Annotated in this window: 14 protein-coding genes; 8 read left to right on the top strand and 6 right to left on the bottom strand. The window is 71.6% G+C overall.

From position 1 onward, the window contains the following. Window positions 1-101: 101 nt before the first annotated feature. Window positions 102-2,891: a preprotein translocase subunit SecA gene (secA, locus tag G6N10_RS09425; RefSeq protein WP_085095205.1), complete on the top strand. Its 2,790-nt coding sequence runs from the start codon at window positions 102-104 to the stop codon at window positions 2,889-2,891. A gap of 4 nt (window positions 2,892-2,895) precedes the next feature. On the opposite strand, the gene G6N10_RS09420 is transcribed toward secA, so the two are convergent. After that, window positions 2,896-3,354, bottom strand: coding sequence for an Rv3235 family protein (locus G6N10_RS09420; protein WP_085095203.1), 459 nt, complete (start codon window positions 3,352-3,354; stop codon window positions 2,896-2,898). 166 nt (window positions 3,355-3,520) lie between these two features. Between G6N10_RS09420 and G6N10_RS09415 the strand changes: the two genes are divergently transcribed. From G6N10_RS09415 to G6N10_RS09395, 5 genes are all read left to right on the top strand, one after another. After that, window positions 3,521-4,933, top strand: a complete 1,413-nt coding sequence (locus tag G6N10_RS09415) for a WS/DGAT/MGAT family O-acyltransferase (protein ID WP_085095201.1) — start codon at window positions 3,521-3,523, stop codon at window positions 4,931-4,933. 41 nt (window positions 4,934-4,974) lie between these two features. Further along, window positions 4,975-5,844 (top strand): polyphosphate kinase 2, encoded by an 870-nt coding sequence (gene ppk2 / locus G6N10_RS09410; RefSeq protein WP_085095199.1) that lies wholly within the window; start codon window positions 4,975-4,977, stop codon window positions 5,842-5,844. 7 nt (window positions 5,845-5,851) lie between these two features. Next, window positions 5,852-6,367 (top strand): DUF6912 family protein, encoded by a 516-nt coding sequence (locus tag G6N10_RS09405; RefSeq protein WP_085095197.1) that lies wholly within the window; start codon window positions 5,852-5,854, stop codon window positions 6,365-6,367. A gap of 124 nt (window positions 6,368-6,491) precedes the next feature. Beyond that, window positions 6,492-7,640, top strand: a complete 1,149-nt coding sequence (locus tag G6N10_RS09400) for a ferredoxin reductase (protein ID WP_085095195.1) — start codon at window positions 6,492-6,494, stop codon at window positions 7,638-7,640. A gap of 69 nt (window positions 7,641-7,709) precedes the next feature. Further along, window positions 7,710-9,035, top strand: coding sequence for a fatty acid desaturase family protein (locus G6N10_RS09395; protein WP_085095193.1), 1,326 nt, complete (start codon window positions 7,710-7,712; stop codon window positions 9,033-9,035). Between the two features lie 135 nt (window positions 9,036-9,170). Here G6N10_RS09395 and G6N10_RS09390 read toward each other — a convergent pair whose 3' ends face one another. Genes G6N10_RS09390 through aroA form a run of 3 tightly spaced genes read right to left on the bottom strand, consistent with a single transcriptional unit; the run spans window position 9,171 to window position 12,384 of the window. After that, window positions 9,171-10,019, bottom strand: coding sequence for an aldo/keto reductase (locus G6N10_RS09390; RefSeq protein WP_085095191.1), 849 nt, complete (start codon window positions 10,017-10,019; stop codon window positions 9,171-9,173). Between the two features lie 49 nt (window positions 10,020-10,068). Then, window positions 10,069-11,070, bottom strand: coding sequence for a ribosome small subunit-dependent GTPase A (gene rsgA, locus G6N10_RS09385; RefSeq protein ID WP_085095189.1), 1,002 nt, complete (start codon window positions 11,068-11,070; stop codon window positions 10,069-10,071). Between the two features lie 9 nt (window positions 11,071-11,079). Further along, complete coding sequence (aroA, locus tag G6N10_RS09380) at window positions 11,080-12,384, bottom strand: 3-phosphoshikimate 1-carboxyvinyltransferase (protein ID WP_085095187.1); 1,305 nt, start codon at window positions 12,382-12,384, stop codon at window positions 11,080-11,082. A 209-nt stretch (window positions 12,385-12,593) separates the two neighbouring features. Between aroA and G6N10_RS09375 the strand changes: the two genes are divergently transcribed. Next, window positions 12,594-13,361, top strand: coding sequence for an SOS response-associated peptidase (locus tag G6N10_RS09375; RefSeq protein ID WP_179962827.1), 768 nt, complete (start codon window positions 12,594-12,596; stop codon window positions 13,359-13,361). Beyond that, window positions 13,358-14,875 (top strand): DUF7782 domain-containing protein, encoded by a 1,518-nt coding sequence (locus tag G6N10_RS09370; protein ID WP_085095185.1) that lies wholly within the window; start codon window positions 13,358-13,360, stop codon window positions 14,873-14,875. Before G6N10_RS09375 ends, G6N10_RS09370 begins: the two co-directional genes overlap by 4 nt. Here G6N10_RS09370 and G6N10_RS09365 read toward each other — a convergent pair. Both G6N10_RS09365 and G6N10_RS09360 read right to left on the bottom strand, forming a co-directional pair. Then, entirely contained in the window at window positions 14,847-15,614 is a 768-nt protein-coding gene (locus G6N10_RS09365; RefSeq protein WP_085095183.1) for a class I SAM-dependent methyltransferase, read from the bottom strand. The genes G6N10_RS09370 and G6N10_RS09365 overlap by 29 nt on opposite strands. Further along, a complete protein-coding gene (locus G6N10_RS09360) occupies window positions 15,611-16,471 on the bottom strand; it encodes an SDR family oxidoreductase (protein ID WP_085095181.1) in 861 nt (286 codons plus the stop codon). Before G6N10_RS09360 ends, G6N10_RS09365 begins: the two co-directional genes overlap by 4 nt. Window positions 16,472-16,476 lie beyond the last annotated feature (5 nt).

The following is a 16,476-nucleotide window of genomic DNA, read 5'->3' as shown; positions in this document are numbered from 1 at the left end:
GACACGGCCCGACCGGCATTCCGGTCGGGCCGTGTCCGTTGGGGCGTCCCCTACGATGGACGCGAACAACGCGTCGACCCTTAAAGGGGAAATCTGTGTCAGTGCTGTCTAAAGTTCTGCGTGTCGGGGAAGGCCGCATGGTCAAGCGGCTCAAGGGGGTCGCAGCCCACATCGGGACACTGTCCGACGGTGTGGAGAAGCTCAGCGATGACGAGCTGCGCGCCAAGACCGACGAGTTCCGCAGCCGGCACGCCGACGGGGAGAGCCTCGACGAGCTGCTGCCCGAGGCGTTCGCCGTCGCCCGCGAGGCCGCGGCCCGGGTGCTGCTGCAGCGCCCGTTCGACGTCCAGCTGATGGGCGGGGCGGCGCTGCACCTGGGCAACGTCTCGGAGATGAAGACCGGTGAGGGCAAGACCCTGACCTGTGTGCTGCCGGCCTACCTCAACGCCATCGGCGGCAAGGGTGTGCACGTCGTCACCGTCAACGACTACCTGGCCAAACGCGACGCGGAATGGATGGGCCGGGTGCACCGGTTCCTCGGCCTGGAGGTCGGGGTGATCCTGAGCGGGCTGACCCCGGAGGAGCGCCGCACCGCCTACGCCGCGGACATCACCTACGGCACCAACAACGAGTTCGGCTTCGACTACCTGCGCGACAACATGGCGCACTCGGTCGAGGACATGGTGCAGCGCGGCCACAACTTCGCCATCGTCGACGAGGTCGACTCCATTCTGATCGACGAGGCCCGCACCCCGCTGATCATCTCCGGCCCGGCCGACGGCAGCTCGCACTGGTACACCGAGTTCGCCCGGATCGTGCCGCTGATGGAGAAGGACGTGCACTACGAGATCGACCTGCGCAAGCGCACCGTCGGCGTGCACGAGCTGGGCGTGGAGTTCGTCGAGGACCAGCTCGGCATCGAAAACCTCTACGAGGCGGCCAACTCGCCGCTGGTCAGCTACCTGAACAACGCGCTGAAGGCCAAGGAACTGTTCCTGCGCGACAAGGACTACATCGTCCGCGACGGCGAGGTGGTCATCGTCGACGAGTTCACCGGCCGGGTGCTGGTGGGCCGGCGCTACAACGAGGGCATGCACCAGGCCATCGAGGCCAAGGAGCGCGTCGAGATCAAGGCCGAGAACCAGACCCTGGCGACCATCACGCTGCAGAACTACTTCCGGCTCTACGACAAGCTGGCCGGGATGACCGGTACCGCCGAGACCGAGGCCTCCGAGCTGCACGAGATCTACAAGCTCGGCGTGGTGCCGATCCCGACCAACCGGCCGATGGTCCGCGCCGATCAGGGCGACCTGATCTACAAGACCGAGGAAGCCAAGTTCATCGCCGTCGTCGACGACGTGTCCGAGCGCCACGAACAGGGCCAGCCGGTGCTGATCGGTACCACCAGCGTCGAGCGCTCGGAGTACCTGTCGCGCCAGTTCACCAAGCGCAAGATCCCGCACAACGTGCTCAACGCCAAGTTCCACGAGCAGGAGGCCAACATCATCGCCGAGGCCGGCCGGCTCGGCGCGGTCACGGTGGCCACCAACATGGCCGGCCGCGGTACCGACATCGTGCTCGGCGGCAACGTCGACTTCCTGGCCGACGTGCGGCTGCGGGAACGCGGCCTGGACCCGGTCGAGACGCCCGAGGAGTACGAGGCCGGCTGGGACGAGGTCCTGGAGAAGATCAAGGCCGAGGTCGAGGAGGAGGCCGAGCAGGTTCGCGAGGCCGGCGGGCTGTACGTGCTCGGCACCGAGCGGCACGAGTCCCGCCGCATCGACAACCAGCTGCGCGGCCGGTCCGGGCGTCAGGGCGACCCGGGCGAGTCCCGGTTCTACCTGTCGCTGGGCGATGAGCTGATGCGACGGTTCAACGGCGAGACGCTGGAGTCGCTGCTCAACCGGCTCAACCTGCCCGACGACGTGCCGATCGAGGCCAAGATGGTGTCCCGGGCGATCAAGAGCGCGCAGACCCAGGTCGAGCAGCAGAACTTCGAGGTCCGCAAGAACGTGCTCAAGTACGACGAGGTGATGAACCAGCAGCGCAAGGTCATCTACGCCGAGCGCAAGCGGATCCTGGAGGGCGAGAACCTCGCCGAGCAGGCCCACGACATGCTGGTCGACGTCATCACCGCCTACGTCAACGGCGCCACCGCCGAGGGCTACTCCGAGGACTGGGACCTCGGGCAGCTGTGGGAGGCGCTGGGCACCCTCTACCCGGTGGGCATCGACCACCACGACCTGATGGGCTCCGACGAGATCGGCGAGCCCGGCGAGCTGACCCGCGAGGAACTGCTCGACGCGCTGGTCGAGGACGCCGAGGCGGCCTACGCCCGGCGCGAGGCCGAGATCACCTCGCTGGCCGGCGAGGGCGCGATGCGCCAACTGGAGCGCAACGTGCTGCTCAACGTGATCGACCGCAAGTGGCGCGAGCACCTCTACGAGATGGACTACCTCAAGGAGGGCATTGGGCTGCGCGCGATGGCCCAGCGCGACCCGCTGGTCGAGTACCAGCGCGAGGGCTACGACATGTTCACCGCGATGCTCGACGGCCTCAAGGAGGAGTCGGTCGGCTTCCTGTTCAACGTGGCGGTCGAGGCCGCCCCGGCCCCGACGGTCGCGCCGATCGCGGTGCCCGAGGGGCTGGCCGAGTTCGCCGCCAAGGCCCGCGAGGGCGGCGAGGACGCCGAGCCGGCGGCCCCGCAGCGCGAACTGCGGGCCAAGGGCATCGCGGGCGAGGACAACCGCAAGCTCACCTACACCGGGCCGTCGGAGGACGGCAGCGCCGCGGTGCAGAACCACGACGGCACCCCGGCGCCGTCGCGGCCGGCCGGCGGGAGCCGCAAGGAGCGCCGCGAGGCGCAGCGCCGGGCCAAGAACAAGCGCTGAGCCGTCAGCCGATGTGCAGCGCGGTGACCCGCCAGCGGGTTCCCGGCGCCGGCCCGATCCGGGCCGCGATGGCATGCACCCGGGGGCCGCGGGCGTAGCTCGCGGCGACCTCGAACGCGGTCTCGGCCGGGTCGACGGCCTGCAGCCGGACCCGGCGCAGCACCGCGGTCTCGGCCCCGGCGCCGACCCGGTGCCGCAGCGCGTCCACCGCGTCGAGCAGCCGGCCGGCCAGCAGGGCGCGCAGCTGGCCGGGTTGGCGGCGCCGGTCGACGGCCTCCAGCACCGCCCGCAGCGCCGCCTCGGCGAACCGCGCGGCGTCCCGGTGCCGGGCCGACTGGCCGGCCCGGGCCGCGGCCCGGGGGCGATGCGGCGGCAGCGACCGGCACACCGCGCGCGGTGCCGGCGCGGGGCGCTCGGCCGGTCCGGCGGGCGGCTCGTAATCGATGACGGGGACGACGGTCATGGTGGCCTCCAGCGGTCTTCGCACGCGCCGCGCGCGACGGTGGATGTGGCCTGCCGGAGAGAAACAGACACATGCGATCATGGCAGATCGTCGGCCGGCGCGTGTGCAGCGATGCCCGCCGCCGGTACCGTGAATGGCGAATTCGGGTGGGGGAGGAGGCGGGCCAATGGTGACTCGGCTGTCGTCGTCGGACGCTTCGTTCTACCGGCTGGAGAACAGCTCCACCCCGATGTATGTCGGGTCGCTGTCGATCCTGCGCAAGCCGCGCGGCGGGCTGAGCTACGAGACCCTGCTGGAGACCGTCGAGCAGCGGCTGCCGCTGATCCCGCGGTACCGGCAGAAGGTCCGCGAGGTGACCCTCGGGCTGGCCCGCCCGGTGTGGATCGACGACCGAGATTTTGACATCACCTATCACATCCGGCGCTCCGCGCTGCCGTCGCCGGGCTCCGACGATCAGCTGCACGACCTGATCGCCCGGCTGGGGTCGCGGCCGCTGGACCGAACCCGCCCGCTGTGGGAGATGTACCTGGTCGAGGGGCTGGCCGGCAACCGGGTGGCGATCTACACCAAGACCCACCAGTCGCTGGTCAACGGCATGTCCGCCCTGGAGATCGGGCACGTCATCGCCGATCGCACGCCGAAGCCGCCGGCGTTCGGCGAGGACATCTGGGTGCCGGGCCGCGAGCCGGGCACCGGGTCGCTGCTGCTGGGCGCGGTGGGGGACTGGATCGCCGGGCCGCGCCAGCAGCTCGGCGCCGTGCAGTCGACGCTGGTCGGCATGGTCACCAGTTCCTCGGAGCTGGTGGACGCCGGGCGCCGGCTGGCCGACGTGGCCCGCACCTTCGCCCGCGGTACCGCGCCGAGCAGCCCGCTGAACACCACGGTGTCGCGCAACCGTCGGTTCGCGGTGGCCGGCGGGCGGCTGGAGGACTACCGGATGCTGCGCACCCGCTACGACTGCGACGTCAACGACGTGGTGCTCGCGGTGGTGGCCGGGGCGCTGCGCAACTGGCTGCTGTCCCGCGGCGAGCCGGTCACCCCGACCACCACGGTGCGGGCGATGGCGCCGATGTCGGTGTACGCCGACCCGGATTCGGACGGCTCGGCCGGGCCCGGTCAGGCTGTCGACGAGGTGGCGCCGTTCCTGGTGGACCTGCCGGTCGGGGAGGGCAACGCGGTCATCCGGCTGTCGCACATCTCGCACGCCACCGAATCGCATTCCACCGCCGCGAGCCTGGTCGACGCCCGCACCATCGTCACGCTGTCCGGGTTCGCGCCGCCGACCCTGCACGCCATGGGCATCCGGGTGGCGACCGGCTTCTCGGCGCGCCAGTTCAACCTGCTGATCACCAATGTGCCCGGCGCCCAGGCACAGATGTACATCGCCGGCACCAAGCTGCTGGAGACCTACGCCGTGCCGCCGCTGCTGCACGATCAGGTGCTGGCGATCGGCGTCACCTCTTACAACGGCATGTTGTACTTCGGGATCAATGCCGACCGGGAGGCGATGAGCGACGTCGACATGCTGCCGACCCTGCTGACCGAGTCGCTCGAAGAGCTGCTCGAAGCCGCCCGCTGAGTCCGGCCCGCCGGCTCGGCCGGCCGACGTAGGATGCCCCAATGCCAAAGTCCAACGGTGCGGCCGGTAAGTCGAAGAAGAACGGTTCCGACAAGAAGGCGAAGTCGGCGCCGAAGCTGACCGGCGACGTCTACGAGGCCGAATTGTTCCGGCTGCAAACCGAGTTCGTTCGGATGCAGGAATGGGCGAAGGCCACCGGTGCGCGCATCGTGGTGCTTTTCGAGGGCCGCGACGCCGCGGGCAAGGGCGGCACCATCAAGCGGATCACCGAGTACCTGAGCCCCCGGGCCGCGCGGATCGCGGCGCTGCCGGCGCCCACCGAGCGGCAGAAGGGCGAGTGGTACTTCCAGCGCTACGTCCAGCACCTGCCCACCAAGGGCGAGATCGTGCTGTTCGACCGGTCCTGGTACAACCGGGCCGGGGTGGAGAAGGTGATGGGATTCTGCACGCCGCAGGAGCACACGCTGTTCCTGCGGCAGACCCCGATCTTCGAGAACATGCTCCAGGACGACGGGATCATCCTGCGCAAGTACTGGTTCTCGGTGTCCGACGCCGAGCAGCTGCGGCGGTTCCGGGCCCGGCTCAACGACCCGGTGCGGCAGTGGAAGCTCTCGCCGATGGACCTGGAGTCGCTGTACCGGTGGGAGGATTACTCGCGGGCCAAGGACGAGATGATGGTGCACACCGACACCAAGTCCAGCCCGTGGTACGTCGTCGAATCCGACGTCAAGAAGCACGCCCGGCTCAACATGATGGCGCACCTGCTGTCCAGCATCGACTACCACGACGTGGAACGGCCGGTGGTGGAACTGCCCAAGCACCGGCCCGCGGGCAGCTATGTCCGCCCGTCCCGGGACCTGTCGACGTTTGTGCCCGACCACGTCGCCAGCCTGCTCGGTGATCGGTCCTAGCGCGCCGATGCGGGTCTATCTTCCGGCGACGCTGCCGATGGTGGCGGCCCTGGTCGCGGATGCGGAGCTGAGCGTGGTCAACGGCACCGCGTTCGCGGTCACCCCGACGCTGCGGGAGGCCTACGCCGCCGGCGACGAGGACGAGCTGGCCGAGGTGGCGCTGCGCGAGGCGGCGCTGGCCTCGATCCGGCTGCTGGCCGCCGAGCTGCCCGACGGCGGGGACGCCGATTCGCCGGTCCGGCCGCGCCGGGTGGTGCTGGTCGCCGACGTCGACAACGCCACGGCGCGACCGGATCTCGACGATGCGGTGGTGCGGTTGGCCGGTCCGGTGACCCTGGATCGGGTGGCCGCGGGATTCGTCGACAACGCCGCGGCGGAGCCCGCGGTGCGCGCGGCGATCCGGGTGATCGACGAGGCCGATCTCGGCGATGAGGACGCCGAGTTGGTGGTCGGTGACGCGCTGGACCACGACCTGGCCTGGTACGCCACCCAGGAGTTGCCGTTCCTGCTGGAGTTCCTGTGAATCTGTGGAGCGGGCTGGCTACGGAACCGTAACTTACGGTACCGTAGGTTAGACACCGGGTGCGGCGGATCTACGGCCGGCCCGGAACTCCAGACTTCCGACCTCGGGGCGAGCAGGGGCAACGATGGCCAAGAACTACACCAAGACCAACGCCAAGGTGGTCGACACCATCCGGCCGACGGTGGCCGGCGCCGACCGGCACCCGATCTGGCATTCGGTGCGCGGCGTGGTGGAGCGGATGACCACGCCGCTGCTGCCCGATGACTACCTGCACCTGGTGAACCCGCTGTGGTCGGCGCGGGAGCTGCGCGGCCGGGTGGTGTCGGTGCACCGCGAGACCGCCGACTCGGCGACCCTGGTGGTCCGCCCGGGCTGGGGCTTCAGCTTCGACTACCAGCCCGGCCAGTACGTCGGGATCGGCGTGTTGATGGACGGCCGGTGGCGCTGGCGGTCCTATTCGCTGACCTCGGCCCCGGTGGTCGCCGGGGACCGGCGCGACCGCACCATCTCGATCACCGTCAAGGCGATGCCGGAGGGCTTTCTGTCCTCGCACCTGGTGGACGGCATCGCCGCGGGCACCGTCGTCCGGCTGGCCGACCCGCAGGGCAACTTCGTGATGCCCGACCCGGCGCCGGAGAAGGTGCTGTTCGTGACGGCCGGCTCCGGCGTCACCCCGGTGATGTCGATGCTGCGCACCCTGGTGCGCCACGACCAGATCACCGACATCGTGCACGTGCATTCCGCGCCGACCGCCCCGGACGTGCTGTTCGCCGACGAGCTGGCCGCCCTGCAGCGCGAGCACCCGGGCTACCGGCTGCGGGTGCGGGCCACCCGCTCGGACGGTCGGCTGAACCTGGATCGCCTCGACGACGAGGTGCCGGACTGGCGGGAGCGTCAGGTCTGGGCCTGCGGGCCCGAGGCCATGCTGGCCGACGCCGAGCGGGTGTGGACCCGTGCCGGGATCGCCGACCGGCTGCATCTGGAACGGTTCGCGGTGTCCCGGGCCGCCCCGCACGGCGCCGGCGGCACCATCACCTTCGCCCGCAGCGGCAAGACCGTGGCCGCGGATGCGGCGACGTCGGTGCTGGAGGCCGGCGAGGGGGTCGGTGAGCTGATGCCGTTCGGCTGCCGGATGGGCATCTGCCAGTCCTGCGTGGTGGAGCTGGTCGACGGGCATGTCCGGGACCTGCGCACCGGGGTGGAACACGATCCGGGCACCCGGATCCAGACCTGCGTCTCCTCGCCGTCGGGCGACTGCGTGGTGAACGCCTAAATCTTTACTGCTAGGTAACTTACGGTTCCGTAGGTTACCCTGACGTAGGTAACGGAAAGGAGACCGTGCATGGCGATTACCGACGTGCCGGAGTTCGCGCATCTCACCGCCGCCGACATCGAGAATCTCGGTGCGGAACTCGACGAGATCCGCCGGGATATCGAAGAGTCGCTCGGTGAACGCGACGCCCGCTACATCCGCCGCACCATCGCCGCCCAGCGCGCGCTGGAGGTGGCCGGCCGGCTGATCCTGGCGGCCAGCTCCAAGCGCAAGGCGTGGTGGGCCGGGACGGCGACCCTGGCGACGGCCAAGATCATCGAGAACATGGAGATCGGCCACAACGTCATGCACGGCCAGTGGGATTGGATGAACGATCCCGAGATTCACTCCTCCAGCTGGGAGTGGGACATGGCCGGGGCGTCCAAGCACTGGCGGTTCACCCACAACTTCATGCACCACAAGTACACCAACATCCTCGGGATGGACGACGACGTGGGCTACGGCCTGCTGCGGGTCACCCGGGACGAGCGATGGAAGCCCAACCACGTGTTCAACGTGGTCTACAACGCCATGCTCAGCGTGCTGTTCGAGTGGGGGGTGGCGTTGCAGCACCTGGAGCTCGGCAAGATCTTCAAGGACCGCGACGACCGCCAGGCCACCCTGGTCCGGCTCGGCGAGTTCACCAGCAAGGCCGGCCGGCAGATCTTCAAGGATTACGTGATGTTCCCGGCGCTGACCTCGCTGTCGCCGGCGGCGACCTACCGATCCACCGCGAGCGCGAACGCGGTGGCGAACATCATCCGCAACATCTGGTCCAACGCGGTGATCTTCTGCGGTCACTTCCCCGACGGCGCGGAGAAGTTCACCAAGACCGACATGGTCGGCGAGTCGAAGGGGCAGTGGTACCTGCGCCAGATGCTGGGCAGCGCCAACTTCGAGAACGGGCCGGCGCTGCGGTTCATGAGTGGCAACCTGTGCCACCAGATCGAGCATCACCTGTATCCGGACCTGCCCAGCAACCGGCTCTATGAGGTGTCGCTGCGGGTGCAGCAGATCTGCGAGCGCTACGACCTGCCCTACACCACCGGGCCGTTCCTGGTGCAGTACGCCAAGACCTGGCGGACGATCGCCAAGCTGTCGGTGCCGGACAAGTTCCTCCGCGACACCGCCGACGACGCCCCGGAGACCCGCAGTGAGCTGATGTTCGCCGGCCTCGTTGTCGAGGCCGAGGGGCCGTCCCCGTATGGCAGGCGCGGGCTCAAGAGCGCCATCACCGCGGCCCGGGTGGCCCGGCAGGAGCGTCGTCGCGCCCGCAAGCGGGCCGCGAAGACCCCCACCCCGGTCCCCGACGCCGGGGCCCCGCGGTCCGGCCAGGACGGGCCGGTAGCGGCCTGAGCCGAGCCGTTGCCCGGCACCGGGTCGGGGCGCAAACCTCCGTCGTGACGGGCCGAAGACCCGCACCCCCGGTGTACGCCGAATCCGAGGTGCTGCCCTACGGCGCCACCCTGCCGGCTGCCGGGATGGCCCGGCCTACTCGGGGATCCAGTTGAACTCGTCGGGGTCCGGGCCGATCCGGCCCGCGGTGCCCCGGTCCAGCCCGTCGATCGCGGCCATCGCGGCGTCGTCCAGGACGAAGTCGAAGATCGCGAAGTTTTCCCGCATCCGTTGCGGTGACATGGTTTTCGGGAACACGATGTTGTGGTTCTGGATGTGCCAGCGCAGCACCACCTGGGCCGCCGACTTGCCCAGGCCGTCGGCGATCCCGGTGATCACCGGGTCGTCGAGCACCCGGCCCTGCGCGATCGGCGACCACGCCTCGGTGGCGATGCCGTGCTCGGCGCCGTAGCGGCGCACCTCGTTGTTGCCCCAATGCGGGTGCACCTCAATCTGATTGACCGCCGGCACGGTGGCGGTCTCGGCGGCCAGCCGCCGCAGGTGCCCGACCTGGAAGTTCGACACCCCGATGCTGCGGGCCCGGCCCTGGTCGCGGAACTCCTCCAGGGTCTTCCAGGTGGAGACGAAATCACCGTCGTAGAGCCCCGGCAGCGGCCAGTGGATCAGAAACAGGTCGACGTAGTCCATCCCAAGGGCGGCCAGGCTGGCGTCAAACGCCCGCCGGGCGTCCTCGGGCAGGTGCTTGCCGTTGTTGAGCTTGGTGGTGACGAACACCTGCGCGCGGTCCAGCCCGGAATCGCGGATACCCTCGCCCACCCCGTGCTCGTTGGCGTACATCTGCGCGGTGTCGATGTGCCGGTAGCCGGCCTCCAGCGCGGCCCGGACGGTCGCCGCGGTCTGCGCGGGCGGCACCTGAAAGACCCCGAAGCCCAGCGCGGGGATGGTGTGGCCGTCGTTCAGTTCGATGTTCGTCACGGTTCCCATCGGGCCAGCCTGCTGCCCGCCCCGGCCGGTGTCAACGCCCCGGCCGGTGTCAGCGGCCCGGCTCGGCGGCCTCCCCGTCGCGCAGCAGCGCCAGCAGCACCCGGGCGGCGGCCACCCGTCGTACCGCAGGCCCGGTCAGCTCGTCCAGCGCGCACTCCGGGTCGGTCGGCGGTCCCAGGTGGCCGCAGCCGCGCGGGCAGTCCTCGATCGCCGCGGCCAGATCCGAGAAGGCCAACAGCACGTCGTCGGGGCTGATGTGCGCCAGGCCGAACGACCGCACCCCGGGGGTGTCGATCACCCAGCCGCCGCCGGGCAGCGCCAGCGCCACCGACTGGGTGGAGGTGTGCCGGCCCTTGCCGACCCCGGACACCGTGCCGATCGCCCGGCCGGCGTCGGGCACCAGCCGGTTCACCAGCGTCGACTTGCCCACCCCGGAATGCCCCAGCAGCACGGTCAGTTTCCCGGTCAGCAGCTCGCTCAGCTCGCCGATGTCGTCGCCGCGTCCGGCGGTGACGATCCGCAGGTCCAGGTCGGTGAAGTGGGCGGCGAACGAATCGGGTTGGGCCAGATCGGATTTGGTCAGGCAAAGGATCGGTGACAGGCCGCCGGCGTAGGCGGCGATCAGGGCCCGCTCGACGAACCCGGTGCGCGGCGGCGGATCGGCCAGCGCGACCACGATGACCAGCTGATCGGCGTTGGCGACCACCACCCGCTCGGTCGGATCGGTGTCATCGGCGGTGCGGCGCAACACCGTTCGCCGCGGCGCCCGCCGGACGATCCGGGCCAGGGTGTCCGGGCGGCCGGACAGGTCACCGACCACGTCGACGCCGTCGCCGACGACGATCGGGGTGCGGCCCAGCTCGCGGGCCCGCATGGTGGTGACCGGCCGGTCCGGGTCGCCGCCGAGCACGCAGCCCCACCGGCCGCGGTCCACGGTGACCACCATCGCCGGCTCGGCGTCGGCGTGCTCGGGCCGGGTCTTGGTGCGCGGGCGGCTGCCCTTGCCGGGGCGGATCCGGACGTCGGACTCGTCGTACTCGCGCCTGGCCACCGGGGTGCTCTAGTCCCGGCCCGCCAGCATGGCCGTCCACATGCCGGGGAAATCGGGCAGCGTCTTGGCGGTGGTGGCGATGTCCTCGATCCGCACCCCGGGGGTCCGCAGGCCGATGATCGCGCCCGCGGTCGCCATCCGGTGATCGGCGTAGGAGTGCCAGGTGCCGCCGTGCAGCGGGCCCGCGGTGATGACCAGGCCGTCGGGGATCTCCCGGCAGTCCCCGCCCAGGGCGTTGATCTCGGTGCTCAGCGCCGCCAGCCGGTCGGTCTCATGGCCGCGCAGGTGCGCGATACCGGTCAGCCGGGACACCGATCCGTCGGTGGCCAGGGCGGCCAGCGCCGCCGCGGCCGGGGCGAGCTCACCGATGTCGGACAGGTCGGCGTCGAACCCGCCGTAGCGTTCCGGGCCGCTGACCTCCAGGTGGGCATCGGCCGGGGTGATTCGGGCGTCCAGCTTGGCCAGCAGGTCGAAGATGGCGCCGGCGGGCTGCAGGCTCGGGGTCGGCCAGTTCCGGATCCGCACCCGGCCGCCGGTGACCAGCGCGGCGGCGATGAACGGGACCGCGTTGGACAGGTCGGGTTCGACGATCCAGTGCCGCGCGGCGACCGGGCCGGGGTGCACCCGCCACACGTTGGGCTCGCCGTCGTCGACGAGAACCCCGGCCTGGCGCAGCATGTCGATGGTCATGGCGATGTGCGGGGCCGACGGGACCGCCGCGCCGCCGGGTCCGGGGCAGTGCCGCACCGTGACACCCCCGGTGAACGCCGCCGCCGACAGCAGCAGCCCGGAGACGAACTGCGAGGACGCCGACGCGTCGATCGCCACGGCGCCGCCGGGCACCTCGGCGGTGCCGGTCACGGTGAACGGCAGCCGGTCTCCGTCGAGCGCCACTCCGAGTGAGCGCAGCGCGCCCAGCAGCGGGGCGATCGGGCGGGACCGGGCCTGCTCGTCGCCGTCGAAGATCACCCGGGCGGTGCCCAGGGCCGCCAGCGGCGGCACGAAGCGCAGCACGGTGCCGGCCAGCCCGCAGTCCACCGGCCCGGTGACCTCGGCGGCCAGCGCGCCGGCGACGGTCAGCTCGGTGCCGGCGCCCTCGACGGACAGCCCGAGGGTCCGCAGCGCCCCGATCATCAGGTCGGTGTCGCGGCTGCGCAGCGCCCCGGTGATGGTGGAGGCGCCGGCGCCGCGGGCGGCGGCCACCGCGGAGAGCACCAGGGTGCGGTTGGTCAGCGACTTCGATCCGGGGACGGCCACCGTGGCGCGCACCGGCGTCGAGGCGCTCGGGGCGGGCCACAGCGGGAGCTCGGACATGCCCCCATCCTGCCAAGTCCGCCGCTCCCGCGGGGCCACCTCCCCACCGCCGGCGGGCGCCGCGGCCGCCCCGGGGTGGGCAACCGGGATAAAATGGCGCCGGTCGCGGGCCGGTGCGACGGCGCCGCGGGCCCCGTCGAACCGCTGGTCCGGCGGACGAGCGGCCGGCGCCGGCATCGGGTGGACGGGGCGGCGGAGAGGAACCAAACGTGTGCGGACGGTTCGCGGTGACGACCGACCCGGCGCTGCTGGCCCGGCGGCTCGATGCGGTCAACGAGGTCCCGCCGCAGCCCGAAGACGCGCCGGCGGCCGCCGGCCCGGGCCCGAACTACAACGTCGCCCCCACCACCGGCATCTGCACCCTGGTGTCCCGGCGTGACCGCGACGACCCGGACTCCGAGCCGATCCGGCGGCTGCGGCTGATGCGCTGGGGCCTGGTGACCTCGTGGACCAAACCGCGCGCCGACGGCACCCCGGCCGCCGGTGGCCCGCTGCTGATCAACGCCCGCGCCGAGACGCTGGCCGACTCGCCGGCGTTCCGGACCTCCGCCGCGCACAAACGCTGCCTGATCCCGATGGACGGCTGGTACGAGTGGCGCGGGGAGAAGGGCGCCAAGACCCCGTTCTACCTCTACGCCGACGACGGGCAACCGCTGCTGATGGCCGGGCTGTGGTCGGTGTGGCGCGGCGGCGAGCCGGCCCGGCCCGCGCTGCTGAGCACCACCATCATCACCACCGACTCCGCCGGGCCGCTGGCCGGCATCCACGACCGGATGCCGCTGTCGATCAGCGCCGCCGACGCCGACCGCTGGCTGGACCCCGACGCGCCACTGGACCCCGGGCTGCTGCGCGGCCACGGCGACCTCGACCGCATCGCCATCCGCGAGGTGTCCACCCTGGTCAACAGCGCCCGCAACAACGGCCCGGAGCTGATCGCCCCAGCCGAACCGAAACCCGAACAGGCGGAACTGTTTTGAATCCCCAACCGCTGTCGGATCTGACGGTCGTCGACGCGCTGGGCGCGGACCTGCGCGCCGCCGGCTACGGCGTGCAGGCCGTCACCGATCTGCTCGGCGAACCGGTCCGCGCCGCGCTCGGCCGGGGCCTGCGCTGGCCCGCCCTGCGCGCCACCGCCGCCGCGGACACCCCGCTGGCCACCATCGTGCGACTGTTCACCCTCGGCGCGGCCGAACCCGCCGGCCGCGTCGAGGACGCCTTCCCGGCGGCCGGATTGCCCGCGCTGCTGGCGGCCGGGGTGCTGGAGACCCGGCCCGACGGCGGCGTCGCCGCCGCCCTGGACATCCGGCCGCAGCCCGGCGCCACACCGGACTTCCTGGTCATCGCCGACCTGGACGCCGGAATGCGCGACGGCCCGGTCCGCCGCGATCACGTCCTCGGCGTCGGTGGCGCCTCGATGTCCTTGGCGCGGGCGGTGATCCGCGAACCGGTGCGCACCGCGCTGGACCTGGGCACCGGCTGCGGCATCCAGGCGCTGCACCTGTCCGGACACGCCGAGCACATCGTCGCCACCGACACCAACGACCGCGCGCTCGCGCTGGCGGCGGCCACCGCCCGGATCAACGGCCTGAGCTGGGAGCTGCGGGCGGGCAGCCTGTTCGAGCCGGTTGCCGGGGACCGCTTCGACCTGATCGTGTCCAACCCGCCGTTCGTGGTCGGCGCCGGGGGCCGCGACTACATCTACCGCGACTCCGGCATCGCCGGAGACGGGTTGTGCCGCAGCCTGATCGAGCAGGTCGCCGATCACCTGGCGCCCGGCGGCGTCGCGCAGATCATGGCCAACTGGGTGGTCCGCGACGGCGCGGACTGGCGCGGCCGGGTCGACGGCTGGCTGGCGGCAACGCCTTTGGACGCCTGGGTGGTGCAGCGCGAGCTGGCCGACCCGCTGAGCTACGTCGCGCTGTGGACCGCCGACGCCGGGGAAACCCCCGCCGAGACCGCCCGCCGGGGCGGCGCCTGGCTGGACTGGTTCGACGAGCAGGGCATCACCGGGATCGGGATGGGCACCATCACGGTGCGCGCCGCCGCCCATACGAGGGCGCCGCGACGGGTGTGCGAGGAACTCACCGGCCCCGACGACGCCCTCACCGGGGCCGAGGTGGCCGCGTTCTTCGCCCGAATGGACTACCTGCACGAGCACACCGACGACGAGTTGCTGGCCACCCGGCTGTCCACCGCGCCGGTGCTGCTGGAGCGCCACGCGCTGCCCGGACCGCAGGGCTGGCAGCAGATTTCGGCGGTGGTGCGCCGCCCCGGCGGTCCCGGCGCGGCACTGGGTGTCGACGAGGTGTTCACCGCGCTGCTGGCCGGCTGCCGCGGCGAGGTGCCGCTGGGCGCCCTGCTGGAGCTGCTGGCCACCCACCACGGCGTCGACGCCGAGGCGCTGGCCGACGCCGCGCTGCCGGAGATCCGCCAGGGCATCGCCCGCGGCATCCTGCACCCGGTCAGACAGTTGCCGCCCGGGCGGCGCTGATCACCAGGTACGGCGAATCGAAGGACACCGCGCCGGCCGGGTCGGCGTGCGCGCGCAGCGCCGCCTCGAACCCGGCGGACAGCCGGGCGCGCTGCTCGGCGTCGGCGCGCTCGAACGCCGCGACGTGCATCGGGGACTCGGCGGTGATGAAGTGCATTGCCGCGGCGAGCGAGTCGAATTCCCAGCGGTGCACCCCGGCGGTGAGCGCCAGGTCGGTGAACCGCCGGCCGAGCCGGGCGGCGACGATCTCGGGGTCGCCCCACTGCTCGGGGCTGAACCCGATGTCCGGCGGCGGCCCGAACACCGCGGCGACCGGGTCCTGCAGCGGGCTGGACCCGGTGCGCACCCACGCCGAAAACGCTAGCGTCCCGCCGGGTTTGAGCAGTCGGGCGATCTCGTCGAGCTGGCGCCGCGGGTCGACGAAGATGATGCCCATGTTGGACACCGCGGCGTCGAAACTCGCGGCGGGCAGGCCGGTGTCGGCGGCGTCGGCGACCACCCAGTCGATCGGCCGCGCGCCGGCGGCCTCGGCCCCCAGCGCGATCAGCTCCGGGGTCAGGTCCACCGCCGTCACCCGGGCGCCGGCGTCGGCCGCGGCCAGCGCGGCGTTCCCGGTCCCGCAGGCCAGGTCGACGACGTGGCGTCCGGCCAGCGGGCCCGCCGCGGCGACGGTGGCCGCGGCGATCCCGGCGATCCGGGTGCCGACCGCCTGATACCGGCCCCGCGACCACAGGCTCACGGCGCGGTGTAACCGGGCGGGTTCACCGTGTCCACCCACAGGTCCACCCCGAGATCCGAGCCGGGCACACAGTCGTAGACCGACAGGTCGGTGACGCCGGAGTCCAGCAGCACGTCCTCGCACAGCAGCGAGTTACCGGTGTAGCTCGACGGCCGGGTCAGCACCGCGTAGGCCGCATCGGAGTACACCTCCGGCTTGCGGGACCGGGCCATCGCCTCGTCGCCGCCGAGCAGGTTCTGCACCGCGGCGGTGGCCACCATGGTCCGCGGCCACAGCGTGTTGGAGGCGATCCCGTGCTGACGCATCTCCTCGGCAATACCCAACGCGCACAACGTCATCCCGTACTTCGCCATCATGTACGGGGTCGGCTTGAGCCACTTGGGCTCCAGCCGGATCGGCGGCGACAGGGTCAGAATGTGCGGATTCTCCCGGCCCTTCATGTGCGGGATGCAGGCCTGCGCGACGGCGTAGGTGCCGCGCACCTGGATGCCGTTCATCAGGTCGAAGCGTTTGAGCCCGACCTCCTCGATGGAGCCGAGGTTGATCGCCGAGGCGTTGTTCACGCAGATGTCGATGCCGCCGAACTGTTCGACGGCCGCCGCGACCGCCGCGGCCACCGAATCGCCGTCGCGGATGTCGCCGACGATCGGCAGCGCCTGCCCGCCGGCCTGCTCGATCTCGCGGGCGGCGGTGTAGACGGTGCCGTCGAGCTTGGGATGTGGTTCGGCGGTCTTGGCGACCAGGGCGATGTTGGCGCCGTCGGCGGCGACCTTCTTGGCGATCGCCAGGCCGATGCCGCGGCTCGCGCCGGAGATGAACAGGGTCTTGCCGGCCAGGGGAGCTGCACTCGAGGACATGGCCT

The organism is Mycolicibacterium fallax (assembly GCF_010726955.1).
Lineage (GTDB): Bacteria > Actinomycetota > Actinomycetes > Mycobacteriales > Mycobacteriaceae > Mycobacterium > Mycobacterium fallax.
The sequence above is the reverse complement of the archived record's forward strand: the minus strand, read 5'-3'. Positions and strand labels throughout refer to the sequence as shown.